This is a genomic window from Acinetobacter sp. S40 (assembly GCF_016624705.1).
Taxonomy (GTDB): Bacteria; Pseudomonadota; Gammaproteobacteria; order Pseudomonadales; family Moraxellaceae; genus Acinetobacter.
Genome location: NZ_JACVTU010000001.1, coordinates 475,973 through 495,407 on the forward strand (window position 1 = coordinate 475,973; position 19,435 = coordinate 495,407).

Genomic DNA, 19,435 nt, shown 5'->3' on the forward strand with positions numbered 1-19,435 from the left:
TTGCACCATGAAAAATGTTGTTTTAATTGATCTTGAAAGAAATCCACTGCACGCTAAAACGCTACGCACTTATGTTGAAAATGATCAGTTGGTTTACCTATTTAATTTAACTGGTCAATTTGACTATGCTCTAGAAGATGTGACTGAGCTTGCGGGCTGGATCACTTCAGGCGTGGTCATAATTCTGGATGTACCCGTGATTTCCAGAAAAGAATTTGAATATGCCATGATTGCTGGACAATTGTTGGCACTCACAGAAGAAAATATTGAAATTGAATTAATTTCAAAAAATAAAGAGATTCAGTTATTTATTGAAATATTGCAAAATTCAGGTCGTCAAGTTCATCTGCATCGCGTGAACAAGCACAACAAAATTGAATCCGAATATTGTTTACCGACATTCGCAAGTTTTCAGGCTCAGCCCATATTGCAACAGATCAAAAAATATTGTGATGCTCTAGCAACCATGAAAGGTTTGCCAGCAACCCTTGACGGCTTACAAAACTCTATTGGCAATAGTTTGAAAATTTCAGGCGAACAAGTTTCACAGATGGTTGCCATGTTGATCAATTTAAAAATTATTAGACGTGATACTTCACAATTGAGTTTCCGTAAGAAAATTTTAAAACAATGGATCAATCTTGATTTAAATCAGCATGAAAAGCGTGAGCCGAGGTCTTCTAATGAAATCGTTCAAACAGCCACAATAGGAAAAAAATCTGCTGTAGCAATGCCACAAGTTGTAGTGGGCGATGTCGATACCATCATGCAATTTTTACAACAACAGCAACCTGTTACAGATGGCCCATTTCCCCCTGAACTGGATGAATTGCAATGGCAGGTGTTACAAAAACTTGATGAACTTCAACACAATCGGCCCAAAGATATTTTTAGTTTAAGGGATTGCTTACACGATTGGTTTCCTAAAGCTGATATTCAAATGCTCATGAAATCATTACTGGATAAAGGCTATATTCAACTCGATGACGACCAGTTACATTATACGGCGCAAATGGTGATTCATTGATTTTAGAGAATAAAAGCACCATTAATAATGAAAAACTTGCGTTTTATGTTGTGCTTATGCAAATCTAATAATAGAACACGACAGGGTTAGGTATGGAACATTTAGGTTTATGGGTGGCGATCATTATCGTCGTTTTTGTTTTAGGCTCAATTTTTGGCTTGCGTATCAGTCCACGCGAAAAAGCTTTGGGATTGATGCGAGACAAAGCACGTAAAATGGGTTTGCATCCTCGCTTGGTCGTTGCACCTGAATGGACAAAAATTCCAAAAGCAACCGAGAATCGTGCCAGTATGGTCGCCTATTATAGTGTATTGATTCCAGAGGCACGACTTCCTTTAATGCGAGCTCGCGTGGCAGATGGTCAGTTGAATGTTATTGAGGGTAATCAGAAATTTAATGATTCTCCCATTGCATTAAAAGGGATTTATGCTATTGATATGCAGGCAAACTGTGTGGGTTTGTATTGGGATGAAGAAATGGATCTCAAAGCAACACAACTTGAAGACATGAAAGCATATTTACTAAAGCTTGCTACTGTCTAACTCTTTATTTATCAACAGGAATAACGGTTTATTATGGCGAATGCCCCTCGATCCACAAACAAAAAAAGCACTTCAGCAACTTCAGAGTCTGCTGCAAACAAACGTGCCTTAGTGATTGTGGAGTCGCCTGCAAAAGCGAAAACCATCAACAAATATTTAGGCTCACAATATATTGTAAAGTCTTCAGTAGGTCACGTGCGTGATTTACCAACAGGTGGTTCAGCTAAATCTAGTGAAAGGAAACCAGCAACCCGTGCCAAATTGAGTGCCGAAGAAAAAGAGCAAAAAGCGCAAACGGCGCTCATTAACCGTATGGGTGTAGATCCTGAACATGACTGGAAAGCACACTATGAAGTGTTACCAGGCAAGGAACATGTCGTTGCAGAGCTTAAAAAACTGGCTTCTCAGGTGGATGAAGTTTATCTCGCAACGGACTTGGACCGCGAAGGAGAAGCAATTGCTTGGCATTTAAAAGAAGTGATTGGCGGGGACGAGAGTCGCTATCAACGTGTGGTATTTAATGAAATTACCAAAAATGCAATTCAGGAGGCTTTTAAGCATCCTGCGCGTTTAGATACGAATAAGGTTAATGCACAACAGGCACGTCGTTTTCTTGATCGTGTTGTGGGCTTTATGATTTCGCCTCTACTTTGGGAAAAAATTGCGCGTGGTTTATCCGCAGGACGAGTTCAATCGGTAGCTGTTAAGCTAGTTGTTGAGCGTGAACGTGAGATTCGTGCTTTTATTCCAGAAGAATATTGGCAGATTTTTGCAGATACCCGCTCTAAAAAAGAAGACATTCGTCTGGAAGCATTTAAGCAAGCGGGTAAAACCTTAAAGCTGCGTAATAAAGACGAAACTGATGCGGTCCTGAATATTCTTAAAGATGCAGAATATAAAGTCGCACAACGTGAGGATAAGCCTACCAAGGTCAATCCAAGTGCGCCGTACATTACTTCGACTTTACAACAGGCGGCAAGTACACGTCTTGGTTTTTCTGTGAAAAAAACCATGATGTTAGCACAGCGTTTATATGAAGGCGGTTTTATTACCTATATGCGTACCGACTCCACTTTTTTAAGTGATGATGCGGTCAATATGGTTCGTGATCATATTCAGCAAAATTATGGTCATAAATATGTGCCTGCCAAACCAAATCGTTATGGAAATAAAGCAGGTGCGCAAGAAGCGCATGAAGCGATTCGTCCGTCGAATGTAGCACTGACTGGTGATCAGCTTGCGGGCATGGAACGTGATGCACAGCGCTTATACGACTTAATTTGGCGTCAGTTTGTTGCATGTCAAATGACGCCTGCGGAATATTTATCCTCTACGCTTACTGTTGAAGCCAACAATGTGGAGTTACGTGCTAAAGGTCGTACCTTGGTATTTGATGGTTTCACCAAAGTGCGTGGTGCTAACAAATCAGATGATGATGTCTTATTACCTGCTGTGAAAGTAGGTGAGCTCCTTAAACTAGAAAAACTTGACCCAAGTCAACATTTTACCAAACCTCCTGCACGTTTTACTGAAGCCTCATTAGTTAAAGAACTGGAAAAACGTGGGATTGGTCGTCCGTCTACCTATGCCGCTATTATTTCTACGATTCAAGATCGCGGTTACGTGAAACTGGAAAATCGGCGTTTATTTGCAGAGAAGATGGGAGAAATTGTTACCGATCGTCTGGATGAAAGTTTTAATAACCTGATGAATTATGCTTTTACGGCTGATTTGGAAGGTCAATTAGACCGAGTGGCCACAGGTGATCGTAACTGGAAAGAATTGCTGGACAGTTTCTATGGTGATTTTAAAAATCGTTTGAATACTGCCGCCAGTGCTGAGGGCATGCGTCGAAATCAACCTATTGAAGTGCCAGATGTGGCATGTCAGTTGTGTGGCCGTCCAATGCAGATTCGTACAGGTACTACAGGTGTATTTTTAGGTTGTTCTGGGTATAACTTGCCACCAAAAGAGCGTTGCAAAGGAACATTGAACCTTACTCCAGTCGAATCTTTGGCGGCTTTTTCTGATGATGATTCAGCAGAAACAGCAGATTTGATGGCGAAACATCGTTGTTCAAAATGTGGTACTGCAATGGACAGCTATGTGATTGATGGTGGTCGCAAATTACATGTCTGTGGTAATAACCCTGACTGTGATGGCTATGAGGTCGAAGAAGGCGAGTTTAAGATCAAGGGTTACGATGGCCCTACTATCCCATGTGACAAATGCGATGGTGAAATGCAATTGAAAACGGGCCGTTTTGGGCCTTACTTTGCTTGTACCAGTTGTGACAATACCCGTAAAGTTCTGAAAAATGGACAACCTGCGCCACCGCGTGTTGATCCAATTAAAATGGAACACTTACGTTCTACCAAACATGACGACTATTTTGTATTACGTGATGGTGCAGCGGGTTTATTTTTGGCCGCCAGTAAGTTTCCGAAAATTCGCGAAACTCGTGCGCCGAAAGTCGCAGAACTTCGTACTGTCGCAGATCAACTCGATCCAAAGTATCAGTATTTGCTTCAGGCTCCTGATGTTGATCCAGAGGGTAATCCGACTCTGATCAAGTTTAGCCGTAAAAATCAGTCACAGTATATTGGTTCTGAAACAGCTGAAGGTAAACAAACAAAATGGAGTTTGGTTTATCAAAATGGCAAGTGGGCTGAAGTTTAATAGAGTAAAAATGCGAGCATAGCTCGCATTTTTCATTCTATGGCAACTATTGAGAGGAACGGCAAAATGTGGAAAAAGATTCGTATCTCTATCTTATTGCTGATTCTATTGGTGGTGCTTGTCAACAATTGGCGTGACCAAAATCAAAACTGGAATCGACCTATTGTGGTGCTGTTACATCCGATTAATGCAGATGGCCAACTCTCCACAGGGCAGTATATTCAACATTTACAACTTTCACAGTTTGAGGAAGTAAAAACATATTTAGAACAACAGTCTGCGGCTTATAGGCAACCGATAGCGGTCATTATCAAACTTGGACGGTCGTTAGATAACCCCCCCCAAAGTCCCTACTGATCCTTCCATTTTAAAAGTCATGTGGTGGAGTCTTAAATTTCGGTTTTATGCCTGGCAACAGCGTCAATCAGAAGATCATTCAGCGTCTGTGACTTTATATTTAAATTATTATGATCCTCACTATGTAAATGAGCTTAAACATTCCACTGCTTTAGAAAAGGGTCGAATTGGATCGGTAAATTTATTTGCCTCAAACAAGCAAAATTCACAGAATAATATTGTGCTGACGCATGAATTATTGCATGCTTTTGGTGCTACAGATAAATATGACTTACATACAGGTCAGCCGCTCTATCCGATTGGTTATGCCAGTCCTGAGCAACAACCCCGTTATCCACAAAAACAGGCGGAATTGATGGCAGGGAAAATTCCTGTTTCAGATCATGAAAATAAAATGCCAGAATACTTAAACCAAACCATAATAAATACCTTAACCGCGCAGGAAATAGGTTGGGCAAAATAAATTAAAGTCTTTGCTGAATTAAAAGATTAAAAACATTATTTTTCATTTTATTTGTATATAAATTGATGTTTTTAAATAGATATTGACTTTTTCGAGTGAAGACTGCTAATTTAAACATATAAGTTAAACGTGATTTAAATCACATTTAAAAACAATATAAACCGCCATACGACTTCATCAATTATTCATAGTATTAAAACAGACATCGGGGGCAGATATGATCGATTGTCAAGATTATCAATTTTATAAAACGCTACTGGAATCTACACGCGCTATTCCGTGGAAAATTGACTGGCGAACCAAAGAGTTTAGTTATATTGGCCCTCAAATTGAATCAGTGTTGGGATGGCCACAGGAAAGTTGGAAAACAGCACAAGACTGGATTGATCGTATTCATGAAGAAGACCGCGAAAAAACGGTGTCTTATTGTGTAAATTTATCCAATTTAGGTACTGACCATGAGGCTGATTATCGGGCCTTACGACCAAATGGTGATTACATCTGGATTCGTGATGTGGTCTATGCACAAATAGAACAAGGAGAAACGGTCGCCATTACAGGTTTTATGTTCGATATTTCAGAACGCAAAAAACTGGAATTAGAGTTGGAATCACTTAATCAAAAAAACCAGGAATTATTATTACTGGATTCATTGACAGGTGTTGCAAATCATAAAGCTTTGAGTGAACGTATTGAATATGAATTTAATCGCTCATTGCGTTATCAACGTCCCTTATCAGTATTGTTTATCGATGTCGATTTTTTTAAAGATTACAATGATCGCTATGGCCATTTGCAGGGAGATGTATGTTTGATGACCATTGCTGCGCAGTTGAGAGATATGTTCAGCCGTGCCTCTGATTTTGTAGCACGTTTTGGTGGAGAAGAATTTGTGGTGCTTTTGCCTGAAACCGGTTTACAGGATGCTATTCAAATGGCAGAAAAATGTCGCTGTCTGATTTTTGAACTCAATATTCCAAGTAAAGCAGAAAATATTTTCTCCAAAGTGACGGTGAGTATTGGCGTCAACACACTGGATACGGGGCAGTCTTATTTGGATGCAATGACATTTTTAAAATCGGCAGATGAATTACTTTATGTCGCGAAATCTCAGGGTCGTAATCAGGTTCAGTATCTGCATTAAACCCTGATCGAAAGCACATGTTGGAGCGTCTGTGGATAAGTTCAGCCATATCCACAAAATAAAAGGTTATTCGGACGCAGTTTTTATACAGACATATGCACATAATTTGCTCAATATAAACCAGTGTTCATTATAACGAGACTAATTATGAAAACAGTGGGCAATGACTTAATAAGAAATGAGCTACATCAACAGCGAAAATGGTATCTGTTATTTGGCATTTTATTGGTCATTTTTGGCATTATTTTGCTGGGTTCTCTTTCTATCGCCACCTATTCAGTGATTTTAGTTTTTGGTGCCTTGATGATGGTGGGGGGCGTATTGCATCTTATTGCTGCTTTTAAATTTTTTGAGGGAGGCAGTCGCTGGCTATGGGCGTTGTTTGGGATACTCTATTTATTGGCAGGCTATTATGCATTTAAAACTCCGATTACTACGGCGATCGTGCTGACCAATCTTTTGGCCATTTTTCTGGTTATTGCAGGCATTTTTCGTACTGTAAATGCCTTTATTTTAAAGCCGATTCCGGGCTGGGGCTGGACATTATTTTCAGGAATTCTGACTTTTATCACGGGTATACTAATTTTGATGTCTCCCGATGCGCCATTTTGGGTACTTGGCCTATTTCTGGCAGTGGATATCCTATTTCAGGGTGTGAATTATTTGACTCTAGCCTCTGCTATCAAGCATTTACCAAATAGTTCCTCAACGGCATCTTAAATTTTATCAGAACAAGGTAAAATTCAGATTTAACTGTAAGGGAATAGACTCTGCTACACTAACGTCTATTCCCTTATATATTTGGCCTTATGAGTTTTGAGCAGTTAATTGGTGAATTAAATCCACAGCAACATCATGCTGCTACGACGGATGCACAGCATTGTCTGGTATTGGCAGGCGCTGGCTGTGGTAAAACTAAAACCATCGTTGCACGTGCTGCTTATTTAATTCATACAGGGACTTTAGCTGATCAGATTCAGATTTTGACATTTACGCGTCGTGCTGCCAGTGAAATCGTGACTCGGGTTGAGCAACATTTGGGAGCCCCTGCAAAAGGTTTGCGCGCTTCAACATTTCACACTTTCTGCATGTATTTATTGCGTCGCAATCCTCAAGCCTTTGGTCTTGGACAGTTCACGATTATTGATCGGGATGATCAAATGTTGATGTTCCGATTATTGCGCGGTAAAGATAAAGACAATGTTTTGCCCAAAGCTGCCCAGCTTTGTGATGTGTATTCTTATGCGCGTAATACGCAGTCAAAATTATCCGATGCCTTGATCAAACAATTGCCCGATGCAATGCAATATAAAGCTCAGATTGCTGAACTTATGCAAACCTATGAAGCTCGGAAACAGGAACGCCATTTTCTGGATTATGACGATATTTTGGCCATTGTTGCTGTCAATTTGCAAAATTCGCCTGAGCTGGTGCATTGGGTGACTAAATTTTGTAAAGTGCTTTTGGTGGATGAAATGCAGGATACAAACCCACTGCAATGGGCAATTTTGCAGCCTTTAATTGAGCATGTTAGCCTGTTCTGTGTCGGAGATGATGCCCAATCAATTTATGGATTTCGGGGCGCCGATTTTGAGAATATTCATCATTTCAAGGAACGAATTCCAGATGCCAAAGTGCTGACTCTTGAAGAGAATTATCGTTCTACACAGGAAATTCTGGATATTTCTAACTGGCTTTTGGCCCATAGTCCCATTCAATATAATAAGCAGCTTAAAGCTCATCGGGGACAAGGTTTACAACCTCAATTGCATATTTTCAATAATGAATTTGAAGAAGCCAATTGGATTGCTCAGGATTTGATGGCACGTCAGCAACAGGGGGCGAACTGGAGTGAGCACATGCTATTGGTTCGCTCTGGATTTTCGGCACGTTATCTAGAGGGTGCTTTTATCTCAAGCAATATTCCCTATCGTTTTATTGGGGGGGTGAAGTTACTCGAATCTGCCCATGTGAAAGATGTACTGAGTATGTTGCGAGTGGTCATTAACCCACAGGATGATATTGCATGGATGCGATTCTTAACTCTCTGGAATGGAGTAGGCGATGTAGGCGCAAGTAAACTGGCACACGAGTTGATTGCTTTACCAGATATCGAGGCGCGTTGTGAACGTCTCGAGCGCCACGGTAAAGTAGCAACCCAAGCGATTTTAATTTTAAAACAGCTTGATGTATTGCAGCAGCATGTTGAAGCTTCAATTGCTTTAGCACTAGAAGCTTTGTCGGAACAATTAGAGCAAAATTATAAAACACAGGACTGGTCACGACGGGTCAAGGATTTTGATCTGGTCAAGCAATTGGGTCGTAAACATGGTGCATTATCCGAGTTTTTAGAAGAGTATGTGCTTGAACCAATTTCTGTTTCGGAAATTGAGCGATCAGGTGATCAGGATCTAGTCACGCTAATCACGATTCACTCTGCCAAAGGGGCTGAACAAAAAGTTTGTTATGTGCCACATGTTTCCCCTAATTCTTATCCACACGCCCGCGCGCAGGGCGATTTTGATGAAGTAGAAGAGGAACGACGTGTACTCTATGTTGCATTGACTCGTGCTGAAAATGAGTTGATTATCACCAAGCAAAATTATAATACTTGGGCGCAGGATCAATATGATGAACAGGGCCGTAAAATCGAAAGCTATTTTCTTAATGATTTGCCGCAAGCATTAGTAGAGACAGAAATTCATCAAATGGTGCCCAGATTTCCACAAAAAACACAAGTTCGACAGAAACGATTTAGTTTTGGAATCGATCTCGATTAAACTGTGTCTGATATTTAAATGTTAAATGCGTATTTCACGCTGTATAAAAGGTTAAATCATGAAAATCCTAGTCCGTAATCTCGAACGTTCCATTACTGAACAGGACTTACTCGAGTTGTTTCAGCCTTTTGGACAGGTGGAGTCCTGTGTATTGGTTATGGATACAGCCACAGGTAAATCCAAGGGCTTTGGCTTCGTAGAAATGCCACATGCACGTGAGGCAATTAAAGCGATCAAAGGTTTAAATACATTTAAAATGAAAGGCTACGGTATTCGGGTGAAAGCGGCTGAAAATTGATTATATTGCAACGATTATTGTTGTTTAAAATGAGGGGGATAAATTTGAAAAAGTTGTTTAGTCACCCCATATCCAGTTAAGCTAATGTCATAGTATTCTTTGAGTTCATTTAAGGAAAAATCATGTCCCGTGTTGCTCGTTATCATGCCGATCGTACTAATCAAAAGTTGTATTTTGCGCGTTTGGCGTGCCAACAGGCGGAGCAAATTGAACATGTACAGCAGGTACAGGCTTATCGGGAAACCGCAGTATTTCATTTGCATGGTGCGGTTCTGGCTTTTTTACAGGAATTGGTACGTTATTACCGCTTAACAGATCTGCAACCGACACTTAAATCGATTGAAGATAAAATGGCTGAGAAAGGGCAAGTTTCACCTGAGGTGATTGTTTTACAACAATTAGCTAAAGACGGTTTTATTGCTGAACTTAAACGTGCATATCGTATGTGTCAATATGCCCCAGAACCTACTGAGCCAACGCCTGAAGAAGAAACGTCTTCTCATCTTATTATTAAGGTTACACAAGGCCCCCAGTCGTGGTTACCCGATGTCAAGATCCTACGTGAATGGCATCGTGAATTAAGCCATTTGATTGATGGCTTTCGTAACGAAATGGTCGAATTTTAACTCCAATTCCTATAGAGAACTTGAAATCTGCTACAAGAGTTCCTATATATAAATCTCATACAGTGCAAAGTGCAGTTGCTCTTTGCCACCATGTTGAACATGGAGGATTTATGTCTATTCAACAGTTGAAAGAATTATTTGGTAGCCAGGAAGCCATTCTGGAACTGGTTCAACTTGAAGGTGGTGAGTTGGCACTGCGAAATGCTGATTCAGAACAAGAACCTTTGGTAAAAATCCAGTTTAATGATGAAGTCAAAGCACTTCTTGGAGATCAAACCCCAATGGTCGCCCAACATATGATTCAAGCTGCATTATTTGGTTTGCTGGAAAAGCAGATGAATCAATGGCAGGCTGAAGTGTTAGATGAGCAACCACAACATCTAAGCTAAAAAAAGCGTACCCTGAGTACGCTTTTTTTTATTGTTTTCTTGATTAGATTTTAATGGCCATTTGTTATTGGATGATGCGCCACTTCAATCTGATGCAAAATATGTTGACTCATATTCTTCGCCATTTCCTCTTTAGCATAAAACACTAAACCGACATTATCCTGACGAATGACTTCAGCTTCTTCATGACTTTCAGCACAGCAAAGTACTTCGATGCGTGGATTAAGCTGTTTGGCAATATCAACAATACGATGAATATCAATAATATCCATCGGTGACAACACCAATAACCGCGCATGCATGATATGTGCCTGAATCAGTACACTTGGCTCGGTGGCTTCACCACTAACAGCTGGAATGCCTTTCTTACGCAGATTTTCGACAATCTCACGATTTTCTTCTGCAATAACCACACGGATATCTTGTTCCATCAAGGTCTTGGCAATTCGTCGTCCAACCTCACCATAACCCACCATGACCACTTGATCACGTAAGTAGTCTTGGTCGACTTCATCTGGCAACATTGCCAATGGATCACCACTACGTTCCAGCAAACGTGCTAAATGTGAACGTTCACGGATCCAACGCTGAAGAGGTTCAATTGCTGAAAAGACAAATGAATTGAGGGTAATGGAAAATAACGCACCTGCTAAAATTAGATTTTGTGCATCTAAGGTCAATAGTCCTAGGGACACACCTAGTGTTGCTAAGATAAAAGAAAACTCGCCAATTTGTGCCAAACTGGCACCTACAGTGAGAGCCGTATTAATGGGATAACGGAAGAATAAAACTAGTGCCATGGCAGCCAAGGTTTTTCCGATCATAATAATCGCGATCACTGCCAAAATATGTAAAGGCTGCTCAACCAGAATATGCGGGTCAAATAGCATGCCGACTGAAACGAAAAACAAAATCGAAAAAATTTCACGTAACGGCAGAGTTTCTTCTTCTGCACGATGGCTAAAGTCCGATTCCTTCACGACCATGCCTGCAAAGAAAGCACCTAGTGCCATGGAAACACCAAAAATGGCATATGAACCATAGGCAATTGAAACAGCAGCAGCAACGACAGTAAGAGTAAATAATTCACGTGATCCTAGACGTGCTACGAATTGCATGATCATTGGTACAAGACGTTTACCAATAATCAGCATAAAGGCAATAAAACCCGCAACCTTTAGTAGGGTAATGCCTAAGGTAATCCAGATATTATGATCAGTTGTGGTATGTGCTAATGCTTTTCCACCAAGTAATACTGCGGTAGCAGGAAGCAAAACCAGCACCAATACCATGACCAGATCTTCGACCAACAACCAGCCTACTGCAATTTTACCATTGACTGAATCTAATAAACCACGATCACCTAAAGCTTTGAGTAAGACCACAGTACTGGCACAGGAAAGGCTTAAACCAAAGACTAGTGCTGAACCAAAACTCCAGCCCCACCACATTGAAACTCCAACTCCAAGCAAGGTCGCCACAGCGATCTGTAAAATTGCACCTGGCAGGGCAATGCGGCGTACTTGAAGTAAATCACTCAGGGAAAAATGCATTCCCACGCCAAACATCAGGAACATGACACCAAGTTCAGCAAGCTGATTGGCCAATTGCATATCTGCAACAACACCCGGTGTATTGGGGCTAATAATAATGCCCGCAATAAGATAACCGATTAGCGGAGGTAGGCGTAGACGTGCGGCAATATAGCCAAATATGAGGGCTATACCGAACCCAACTGCCAGTAAAATAATCAAATCTACGTCATGTGGCACTCAACACTCCTTTAAGTGATTGGGTTTAATCATTAAGCATAAAAAATGCCAATATTAAAATTATGAAAAGTTTAACAAGCTGAGTAAAAAAAATGCAAAAAAAAACGACTTCAACTGAAGCCGTTTTTTTAAGAATCTAAAATTATTTGATTTTAGCTTCTTTGAAAATGACGTGTTGACGGATTTTTGGATCAAATTTTTTGATTTCCATTTTTTCCGGCATAGTACGTTTGTTCTTCGTGGTAGTGTAGAAATAACCAGTACCAGCAGAAGAAACTAGGCGAATCTTGTCACGCATTGCAAGGACTCCTTAGATCTTTTGACCTTGAGCACGAAGATCAGCAACAACCTTTTCAATGCCCAATTTGTCGATAATACGCATACCTTTAGTGGTTAAACGAAGACGTACAAAACGTTTTTCGCTTTCTAACCAAAAACGGTGGTGATGCAGGTTCGGCTCGAACCGGCGCTTGGTTTTGTTGTTGGCGTGTGAGACGTTGTTACCAACGACTGGACGCTTGCCGGTAACTTGGCAAACCTTAGACATGGTGGAACTCCATTGATTTAGCCAACAGCAAATCTGTGGCCAGTCATACAAATAAACGGATTGAATTTATTCAAGGGGCGTTTTATACCAAAAATACGATTAAAAGACAAGCGAATTTGGTAAAAACACGGCATGATTCGGTGTGATAGATCATGCCTTGATCACCCTAGCGTAGAAGTGTTTTATAAAGCAATCGATGAATCGGCTTATTAAATGGTGGCAGGATGTATTTTAAGCTATATAGCTTAGGATTTGACATCATGGAACGTTCATGCGATAGATTGAAAAAACCTTCAGGCCCGTGATATTTACCCATTCCTGAAGCACCAACGCCCCCAAATGGAAGGTCATCCTGTGCAACATGGGTTAATACGGTATTTTGACCAAAATGTCCCGAATGTGTGCGTTCAGCAAGATACTCGGCACGTGCTTGATCAAAGTCGAAGTAGTATAACGCAAGTGGACGTGGACGGCGATTAATAAACTCAATGACATCTTCAATTTGATCATATTCAAAGATTGGAAGAATTGGACCGAAGATCTCATTCTTCATAATTTCCATTTCTGTGGTCACACCTGTTAGTAATGTGGGTGCAATTTTACGGATATCATCCAACTGTTCTTGAGCTGGATTGAGTTCAATAATACGGGCGCCTTGTGAGCGGGCATCTTCTAAATAACCTTGTAAGCGATTGTATTGTTTATCATTGATAATAGAGGTGTAATCTTGATTATCACGGAAAGCTGGATACATACCTTTCACAATGATTTTAAAGTTTTCAATAAACTCAGCAGTACGACCTTTAGGTAAGAATAAATAATCCGGGGCTACACAAGTTTGACCTGCATTCCAAAGCTTACCTACCGCTAAGCGCTGTGCAGCATCTTTCATATCCATAGACGGATGTACAACCGCAGGGGATTTACCACCGAGCTCTAAGATGACAGGAACCAAATTTTCAGCCGCAGCAGCCATTACGGTTTTACCGACGTTGGTTGAGCCAGTAAAAATCATTTTGTCGAAAGGTAAATGACTAAATGCATCTGAAATCGCACCACCGCCATTTACAACAGTCACGAGTTCTTGTGGGAAGGCTTCTGAAAGGGCATTTTCTAGCACTTGACCAAAGTATGCCGAAGCGCTTGAAATTTTGATCATGGCATGATTGCCAGCAGCCAGCGCACAAATCAGTGGCCCAACAGATAGTAACAATGGATAGTTCCACGGTGTAATAATTCCCACCACGCCCAATGGCTGATATTGAACCCAAGCTTTGGCGGGTTGATGAATCAAACTGACATGACGCTTGGATGGCTTCATCCATTCGGTTAAATGCTTGCTATAATAACCAATCTGTTCAATACAGGTGAGCAACTCGCCGATTTTGGTTTCACCGATAGAACGGTTACCATAATCACGATTAATTGCATCTGCAATTTGATCCTGATATTTGACTAAAACACGTTTAAGCCGAGCTAAACGATCAATACGATCTTTTGCGGTTGGCACAGGGTAGCGTTGATATGCTAACTTTTGATGTTCCAGTAAGTCCTTTAACTGTTGGGTATCGAATGAATGAGGAGTCATCGACATTGTTTTTGTTTGACTGTTCATGACACGCTTCCATAACTAAAATTTGCTCTATATGATATTTTTTAGAGTAAATACTCTAAATAGTCAAGCTGGTTTATGTGTCAGCGTTTTAACTCTTTGAATTTACATACGGTTATTAAATAATGTCTCTCAGTAAAACAGTCAAAACCAAAGATCGTATTTTGCAAATCAGCTTGCAATTGTTTAATGAGCGTGGAGAGCGTTCAGTCACAACGAATCATATTGCGGCTGAACTGGGCATTAGTCCTGGTAATTTGTATTATCACTTTCGCAATAAACAGGAAATTATTAAAGAGCTGGCGGAGCAATACCAACATGAAACACTAGAGATGCTGGCATTACCAGATGACCGTCTAGTCAATGCCAATGATAAAATTCGTTATTTTCAGGTACTCAGTAATCAGCTTTGGGCTTATCGTTTTTTGCATCGCGATGTCTATCATTTAATTGAAAGTAATGATGACTTTAAAAAGATTTACCCTCGTTTTGCCGGGAAGGTGATGCAACAGGGGCAAAAAATTTATCAGGCTTTTGTTGACGCTGGTCTTATGAAAATGACCAATTCAGAAATTGAGGCTTTGGTCATCAACTTATGGATTGTATTAACGAACTGGACTAATTTCCTGTACATGTCTGGGCATATCAGTGATTGCAGTCATCTTGAAGAGAAATGGATTTGGCAGGCTTTGCGTCAGATGGTTTTTCTGGAAGGGCCATATTTGATGGGTGAAAGCCGTCAAACTTATGAAAGTTTGTTGGAAAGTTTTGGAAGCTCGGAACTTTTTGCTAGCTTGTCTTCAAAAGTAGAGTGATTTTTAGTCAGTTTGGTTTCTGCGATTGATCCATTTAAGGAAACTATTCTGTCTCTGCGGAAAAAGCGCTAGAATACTTGGCTTGTTTTTAAATTGACCTATAAGTGATATTAATCAAATGAACACGACCACCGCCAATACAGCACGTTTACTCATCACTTGTGAAGACAAGCCGGGCATCGTGCAAGCTGTATCGAGCTTTTTGTATCATCAGGGAGCAAATATTACCGCACTTGATCAATACGCGACAGAAGCTCAGGGTGGGCGCTATTTTATGCGTGTTGAGTTTGAGTTAGAGCATTTACAAAGCCGTAAAGATACTTTGATCCAGACTTTTGCGGCAAATGTTGCTGAACGTTATAACATGCAGTGGCGACTGGCTTTTGTAAATGAACTGAAAAAAGTGGGTATTTTGGTTTCTAAAGTGGATCATGCACTTTTAGAGCTATTATGGCGTCATGCACGTGGCGGCTTGCCGTGTGAGATTACTAAAGTTGTGTCAAATCACGAAGATTTACGTGAAGCCGTTGAAAACTTTGGTATTCCTTTTGAAGTAGTACCTGTTAATAAAGAAAACAAACGTGAAGCCTATGCCAAAATTGACGACCTTATGCAGGGAAATGATTTGTTGGTATTAGCCCGTTATATGCAAATTCTGGATGAGGAATTTGTACGACATTGGGAAATGAAAGTGATTAATATCCATCATTCATTTTTACCCGCTTTTGTGGGGGCCAATCCTTATAAACAAGCCTATGAAAAAGGCGTGAAATTGATTGGGGCAACTGCACATTATGTGACAGCTGATCTGGATCAGGGACCAATCATTGAGCAGGATGTAGAGCGTGTCAACCATGACTTTACGGTCGAACAGTTAAGAGAATTGGGTCAAGATGTGGAACGTAATGTATTGGCCCGGGCTGTAAAATGGCATCTTGAAGATCGTATTATCGTCGATGGGAACAAGACGGTCGTTTTCCAGTAACAGCCGAACCGCAATCGAAAAAAGTATGCCTTAGCGCATGCTTTTTTTTTGCGCGTTTAATGTTATGATATAACATAATTAATGTTTCCGATAATAGAACACTTATTTTAAGGAATTTTCTATATCCAAACTTTGATTTTATCATATTGAAATATATATAAATTTATTTATATCAGTTACAGATTGATAAAATAATGGTTGCAAATGAAAACACTTCTCATTTATTATTGCGTTACTTTAATTGTTTGAACCGATGAACTAAATCGTTCCGATACATAGTTACGGACATTTGGTTTTCAATAAGGTAATTAGATTCACATGAGTCAATCTCCTGCAATAACTTTGAATTCTACTCCTCCGAATTCTCCTCATCCGATGAAAAAGAAGATCATCACTGCACTTATTGCGGTTGTGGTTGGTCATGCGGGAGTGTTATGGGCGGTAAGTCACATTAAAAGCCCTGAGCTCAGACCTATTGAGAAACAACCATTAAACGTTCGTTTCGTAAAAATTCAGGCTCCACCACCTCTTCCACCAAAGCCTAAGGCAGAACCGAAGAAAGAAGAGCCTAAACCTAAAAAAGAGGTAAAAGAGGTTAAGGTTGTAGAAAAAGTTGCACCACCGCCAAAGAAAGTGGAAAAAGTGCAGCAGGTGAAAAAGGCGGAAACACCAAAAGAGGTGGTCAAAGCGGAGCCTCAGGTGGATATGAAGCCTTTGACGACCACTACAACCACTGAAAAAGTGGTTGAAAAAGCGAAACCTGCTCCACAACCTGCAGCAGAACCACAACGCGATCCATCTCCTAAAAACGTATCTATCGGTGGTTCAGGTGTGCAGTGGAGTCGTTCTCCGCGTCCATCTTATACCAATCGCGATCTACAGGGTGAAACTCGTACTGTTGTGGTGATGATTGAGGCGGATGAGAGTGGCAAGATTACTAATGCACGTGTCACACGTAGTAGTGGCGTTGCTGCATTGGATGACAAGATTTTACGCGCTGTGCGTAGTGCAAAATTCAAACCGTATAAAGAAAATGGTGTGGCTTACCCGATTCGGGCTGAACAACCATTTGAATTAACATTGAATCCTAACGGCTAACATTTTCAGGAGTTCGAGTATGAACTTTTCAGTTTATTGGCAACATGCCGATGCAGTCAGCAAAACACTGTATTTTGTGCTTTTGGTCATGTCGATTGCAACTTGGACGATTTTCATCCTCCGTTTGATGGGAACACGCCAATTAAAACAACAAGCTTATGCTCAACTGTCTAAAGCATTATCCAGCTTAAAAGCAAAGTTTGTACATCTTCCATTTGATCAACGTAAAGCTGTAGCTGAACAAGCTTTGCTTCGTCAGATTTCTGCCGAAAAATCCCATGCTGAAAAAGGCGTTGCAGTATTAGGTACCATTGCATCAATTGCACCTTTTGTGGGTTTATTTGGGACAGTGTGGGGTATTTTCCATGCCTTGGTGGCCGTTGGCAAAAGTGGTCAGGCAGGTCTGGTTCAGGTTGCAACGCCAGTGGGTGAAGCACTGATCATGACAGGTTTGGGTTTGGCTGTTGCTATTCCAGCGGTATTGGCCTACAACATTTGTGTACGCTTTAATCGTGGTTTAGCGCATGATTTACAAGATCAAGCCCATAGCTTGTTGATTGACACGATGTTGTTGCAAGACTCTGTAGAAGCAAAAGTAGATGTGAAAGCTACTTCACAAAGTTATGTTGGAGGTCAGGCTTAATGGCTTTTCAATTGGGTGAAGACCACGACAGTGGCATGAATGAGATGAACCTCATTCCGTTAATTGACATTATGTTGGTATTGATGATCATCTTCCTTGTCACAGCGACGGTCGCCAACCCATCAGTGCCATTAACTTTGCCAAAAACAACTGCTGAAATTCAGCCGCCACCCGATAAGCCAATTACGATTAGTATCAATGCTAATGGTGATATTGCTTGGGGTCAGGAAAATATTACACTGGATGAACTTCAGAAACGTTTTCAAGAAGCGGGTCAATCAGCTCAGAAGCCAACTGTACAATTACGTGCAGATAAAGAATCACGTTATGATACAGTGGCTCAAGTGATGTCACGTGCGAGTGAAGCCGGACTCAGTGATATTGCTTTCGTGAGTGAAAACTAAATACTCCGCGATGAGCTAAATAAAAAGCAACTCAAATGAGTTGCTTTTTTTTATATCAAAATTTGGATTAATCTATTTTCACTAAATCCTGAAATTTCCCTCTTAGCTTGGATAATTTAGGTGGAATCGCGAAGTTACAATAACCTTGTGAAGGGTTCTTGGCATAAAAATTTTGATGATAATCTTCTGCTGGATAAAAGGTTGGTACAGGACTGAGCTCAGTAACGATGTTTAAACCTTCCAGTTTTAATTCTGAAATCAACTGTTCGGCTTGCTGTTTCTGGGTTTCGTCATAAGAATAAATGACTGAACGATATTGTGTCCCGACATCATTACCTTGGCGGTTGAGTGTGGTCGGATCATGTGTCGCAAAGAAAACATTAAGCAATTGTATATAACTAACTTGTTGTTCATCAAAGTCAATTAAAATCACTTCTGCATGCCTGGTTTGACCTGTACATACAGCTTCATAGGTGGGGTTGGGAATATCTCCACCAGCGTAACCGCTGACTACCTTGGTTACACCCTGAATCTGTAGGAAGACGGCTTCTGTGCACCAGAAACAACCTCCACCAAATAGTGCCTGTTGCATATGTTTATCCCTCCATTTCATTGCTTAATTTAACGCTATAGTGTTACCACAATTTATTTATAAGGTTAAAGTTTCTAGTCAGAATAACGCATTTATTGGTTTGTTTTTTTAAATGCGATAAGTGTCTGGCCATTTTGGTCAAATAACACCAGTAATTGTGAGCTGGCACGATAACGAGCAACTTTTTCAAGTGCTTGTTGATATTGTGTTGCAGTCAGGCTATTGGCATCCGTACACATCATTTTTGTGCTGGCTATTTGGCCTAGGCTTAAGTTTTCATCTGTCGTGTTAAAACTGCCCATAATTTGATTGCAGCCATCTGAACCGCTAAACCGTTTAGAAGAAGGATCAAATTGGATTTGAGGCATTTTTTCAGAAGATTGAACCTGAAAACCATTAATCTCAGTGGCTACCCAACGTTGCGTATATAAAAGGTTAGGACTTTCTGGTTGAGATGGCGTAGTGGGTTTCGGCTTTGGTTGAGATTGAACAGGCGCTGATGCCATGTTTGCGCAGCCTGTGATAGAAAGACAAGAAATAAGACCTGTTGAAATCATCCACTGCTTTAACATGAAAATAACCCTTAAATAAAACTGATTCAAATTGTTAGATATAAGAGCAAAAAAAAGCAGTGTAGGTGGTGAAAAAGCGTGAAATTGTGT

General features: G+C 40.5%; 20 protein-coding genes and 1 pseudogene. 15 read left to right on the forward strand and 6 right to left on the reverse strand.

The genetic code is table 11. The features are described 5' to 3' along the window. Positions 1-7: 7 nt before the first annotated feature. The 10 genes and pseudogenes from IAE19_RS02125 (at position 8) to IAE19_RS02170 (ending at position 10,305) form a co-directional block, all read left to right on the forward strand. A complete protein-coding gene (locus tag IAE19_RS02125) occupies positions 8-1,027 on the forward strand; it encodes a hypothetical protein (protein WP_200459283.1) in 1,020 nt (339 codons plus the stop codon). A 92-nt stretch (positions 1,028-1,119) separates the two neighbouring features. Further along, entirely contained in the window at positions 1,120-1,569 is a 450-nt protein-coding gene (locus IAE19_RS02130) for an ammonium transporter (protein ID WP_200459284.1), read from the forward strand. Between the two features lie 33 nt (positions 1,570-1,602). Further along, positions 1,603-4,248: a type I DNA topoisomerase gene (gene topA / locus IAE19_RS02135; protein WP_200459285.1), complete on the forward strand. Its 2,646-nt coding sequence runs from the start codon at positions 1,603-1,605 to the stop codon at positions 4,246-4,248. A gap of 66 nt (positions 4,249-4,314) precedes the next feature. Beyond that, positions 4,315-5,068 (forward strand): annotated as a pseudogene (locus IAE19_RS02140) (hypothetical protein). Positions 5,069-5,285: 217 nt separating this feature from the next. Beyond that, positions 5,286-6,212, forward strand: a complete 927-nt coding sequence (locus tag IAE19_RS02145) for a sensor domain-containing diguanylate cyclase (protein ID WP_200459286.1) — start codon at positions 5,286-5,288, stop codon at positions 6,210-6,212. Between the two features lie 147 nt (positions 6,213-6,359). Beyond that, positions 6,360-6,932, forward strand: coding sequence for an HdeD family acid-resistance protein (locus IAE19_RS02150; RefSeq protein WP_200459287.1), 573 nt, complete (start codon positions 6,360-6,362; stop codon positions 6,930-6,932). Between the two features lie 89 nt (positions 6,933-7,021). Further along, positions 7,022-8,992, forward strand: a complete 1,971-nt coding sequence (locus IAE19_RS02155) for an ATP-dependent helicase (RefSeq protein ID WP_200459288.1) — start codon at positions 7,022-7,024, stop codon at positions 8,990-8,992. 58 nt (positions 8,993-9,050) lie between these two features. Next, positions 9,051-9,290, forward strand: a complete 240-nt coding sequence (locus IAE19_RS02160; RefSeq protein ID WP_200459289.1) for an RNA recognition motif domain-containing protein — start codon at positions 9,051-9,053, stop codon at positions 9,288-9,290. Between the two features lie 122 nt (positions 9,291-9,412). Then, positions 9,413-9,916 (forward strand): DUF6586 family protein, encoded by a 504-nt coding sequence (locus IAE19_RS02165; RefSeq protein WP_200459290.1) that lies wholly within the window; start codon positions 9,413-9,415, stop codon positions 9,914-9,916. 110 nt (positions 9,917-10,026) lie between these two features. Beyond that, entirely contained in the window at positions 10,027-10,305 is a 279-nt protein-coding gene (locus tag IAE19_RS02170) for a hypothetical protein (RefSeq protein ID WP_200459291.1), read from the forward strand. 50 nt (positions 10,306-10,355) lie between these two features. Here the strand turns inward: IAE19_RS02170 and IAE19_RS02175 are convergent, their stop codons facing one another. The 4 genes from IAE19_RS02175 to IAE19_RS02190 form a co-directional block, all read right to left on the reverse strand. Next, positions 10,356-12,077, reverse strand: coding sequence for a cation:proton antiporter (locus IAE19_RS02175; RefSeq protein WP_200459292.1), 1,722 nt, complete (start codon positions 12,075-12,077; stop codon positions 10,356-10,358). Positions 12,078-12,219: 142 nt separating this feature from the next. Beyond that, positions 12,220-12,375 (reverse strand): 50S ribosomal protein L33, encoded by a 156-nt coding sequence (gene rpmG / locus IAE19_RS02180; protein ID WP_001205031.1) that lies wholly within the window; start codon positions 12,373-12,375, stop codon positions 12,220-12,222. A 12-nt stretch (positions 12,376-12,387) separates the two neighbouring features. Next, positions 12,388-12,624, reverse strand: a complete 237-nt coding sequence (gene rpmB / locus IAE19_RS02185; protein ID WP_000048256.1) for a 50S ribosomal protein L28 — start codon at positions 12,622-12,624, stop codon at positions 12,388-12,390. Between the two features lie 166 nt (positions 12,625-12,790). Next, the gene (locus IAE19_RS02190) at positions 12,791-14,239 is read right to left on the reverse strand and encodes a coniferyl aldehyde dehydrogenase (RefSeq protein ID WP_200459293.1); all 1,449 of its coding nucleotides are present in this window, start codon (positions 14,237-14,239) and stop codon (positions 12,791-12,793) included. Between the two features lie 122 nt (positions 14,240-14,361). Here IAE19_RS02190 and IAE19_RS02195 point away from each other — a divergent pair, with 122 nt between their 5' ends. From IAE19_RS02195 to IAE19_RS02215, 5 genes are all read left to right on the forward strand, one after another. Beyond that, positions 14,362-15,051: a TetR/AcrR family transcriptional regulator gene (locus IAE19_RS02195; protein WP_200459294.1), complete on the forward strand. Its 690-nt coding sequence runs from the start codon at positions 14,362-14,364 to the stop codon at positions 15,049-15,051. Between the two features lie 118 nt (positions 15,052-15,169). After that, positions 15,170-16,036 (forward strand): formyltetrahydrofolate deformylase, encoded by an 867-nt coding sequence (gene purU / locus IAE19_RS02200; RefSeq protein WP_200459295.1) that lies wholly within the window; start codon positions 15,170-15,172, stop codon positions 16,034-16,036. Between the two features lie 318 nt (positions 16,037-16,354). Continuing rightward, entirely contained in the window at positions 16,355-17,134 is a 780-nt protein-coding gene (locus tag IAE19_RS02205; RefSeq protein ID WP_200459296.1) for an energy transducer TonB, read from the forward strand. 19 nt (positions 17,135-17,153) lie between these two features. Next, positions 17,154-17,777 carry a MotA/TolQ/ExbB proton channel family protein gene (locus IAE19_RS02210; protein ID WP_200459297.1) on the forward strand — a complete coding sequence of 208 codons (624 nt, stop codon included), beginning with the start codon at positions 17,154-17,156 and terminating at the stop codon, positions 17,775-17,777. Next, complete coding sequence (locus IAE19_RS02215; RefSeq protein WP_200459298.1) at positions 17,777-18,181, forward strand: ExbD/TolR family protein; 405 nt, start codon at positions 17,777-17,779, stop codon at positions 18,179-18,181. Before IAE19_RS02210 ends, IAE19_RS02215 begins: the two co-directional genes overlap by 1 nt. 67 nt (positions 18,182-18,248) lie before the next feature. On the opposite strand, the gene msrA is transcribed toward IAE19_RS02215, so the two are convergent. Together msrA and IAE19_RS02225 are read right to left on the reverse strand one after the other, a co-directional pair. Continuing rightward, entirely contained in the window at positions 18,249-18,773 is a 525-nt protein-coding gene (gene msrA / locus IAE19_RS02220; protein ID WP_200459299.1) for a peptide-methionine (S)-S-oxide reductase MsrA, read from the reverse strand. 92 nt (positions 18,774-18,865) lie between these two features. Next, positions 18,866-19,345, reverse strand: a complete 480-nt coding sequence (locus tag IAE19_RS02225; protein WP_200459300.1) for an META domain-containing protein — start codon at positions 19,343-19,345, stop codon at positions 18,866-18,868. Positions 19,346-19,435: the final 90 nt, after the last annotated feature.

Excerpts from the sequence above, each read along its gene's own strand:
- IAE19_RS02125 (WP_200459283.1), top strand. The coding sequence starts at position 8 with ATGAAAAATGTTGTTTTAATTGATCTTGAAAGAAATCCACTGCACGCT.
- IAE19_RS02130 (WP_200459284.1), top strand. The coding sequence starts at position 1,120 with ATGGAACATTTAGGTTTATGGGTGGCGATCATTATCGTCGTTTTTGTT.
- topA (WP_200459285.1), top strand. The coding sequence starts at position 1,603 with ATGGCGAATGCCCCTCGATCCACAAACAAAAAAAGCACTTCAGCAACT.
- IAE19_RS02145 (WP_200459286.1), top strand. The coding sequence starts at position 5,286 with ATGATCGATTGTCAAGATTATCAATTTTATAAAACGCTACTGGAATCT.
- IAE19_RS02150 (WP_200459287.1), top strand. The coding sequence starts at position 6,360 with ATGAAAACAGTGGGCAATGACTTAATAAGAAATGAGCTACATCAACAG.
- IAE19_RS02155 (WP_200459288.1), top strand. The coding sequence starts at position 7,022 with ATGAGTTTTGAGCAGTTAATTGGTGAATTAAATCCACAGCAACATCAT.
- IAE19_RS02160 (WP_200459289.1), top strand. The coding sequence starts at position 9,051 with ATGAAAATCCTAGTCCGTAATCTCGAACGTTCCATTACTGAACAGGAC.
- IAE19_RS02165 (WP_200459290.1), top strand. The coding sequence starts at position 9,413 with ATGTCCCGTGTTGCTCGTTATCATGCCGATCGTACTAATCAAAAGTTG.
- IAE19_RS02170 (WP_200459291.1), top strand. The coding sequence starts at position 10,027 with ATGTCTATTCAACAGTTGAAAGAATTATTTGGTAGCCAGGAAGCCATT.
- rpmG (WP_001205031.1), bottom strand. The coding sequence starts at position 12,375 with ATGCGTGACAAGATTCGCCTAGTTTCTTCTGCTGGTACTGGTTATTTC.
- rpmB (WP_000048256.1), bottom strand. The coding sequence starts at position 12,624 with ATGTCTAAGGTTTGCCAAGTTACCGGCAAGCGTCCAGTCGTTGGTAAC.
- IAE19_RS02190 (WP_200459293.1), bottom strand. The coding sequence starts at position 14,239 with ATGAACAGTCAAACAAAAACAATGTCGATGACTCCTCATTCATTCGAT.
- IAE19_RS02195 (WP_200459294.1), top strand. The coding sequence starts at position 14,362 with ATGTCTCTCAGTAAAACAGTCAAAACCAAAGATCGTATTTTGCAAATC.
- purU (WP_200459295.1), top strand. The coding sequence starts at position 15,170 with ATGAACACGACCACCGCCAATACAGCACGTTTACTCATCACTTGTGAA.
- IAE19_RS02205 (WP_200459296.1), top strand. The coding sequence starts at position 16,355 with ATGAGTCAATCTCCTGCAATAACTTTGAATTCTACTCCTCCGAATTCT.
- IAE19_RS02210 (WP_200459297.1), top strand. The coding sequence starts at position 17,154 with ATGAACTTTTCAGTTTATTGGCAACATGCCGATGCAGTCAGCAAAACA.
- IAE19_RS02215 (WP_200459298.1), top strand. The coding sequence starts at position 17,777 with ATGGCTTTTCAATTGGGTGAAGACCACGACAGTGGCATGAATGAGATG.
- msrA (WP_200459299.1), bottom strand. The coding sequence starts at position 18,773 with ATGCAACAGGCACTATTTGGTGGAGGTTGTTTCTGGTGCACAGAAGCC.
- IAE19_RS02225 (WP_200459300.1), bottom strand. The coding sequence starts at position 19,345 with ATGTTAAAGCAGTGGATGATTTCAACAGGTCTTATTTCTTGTCTTTCT.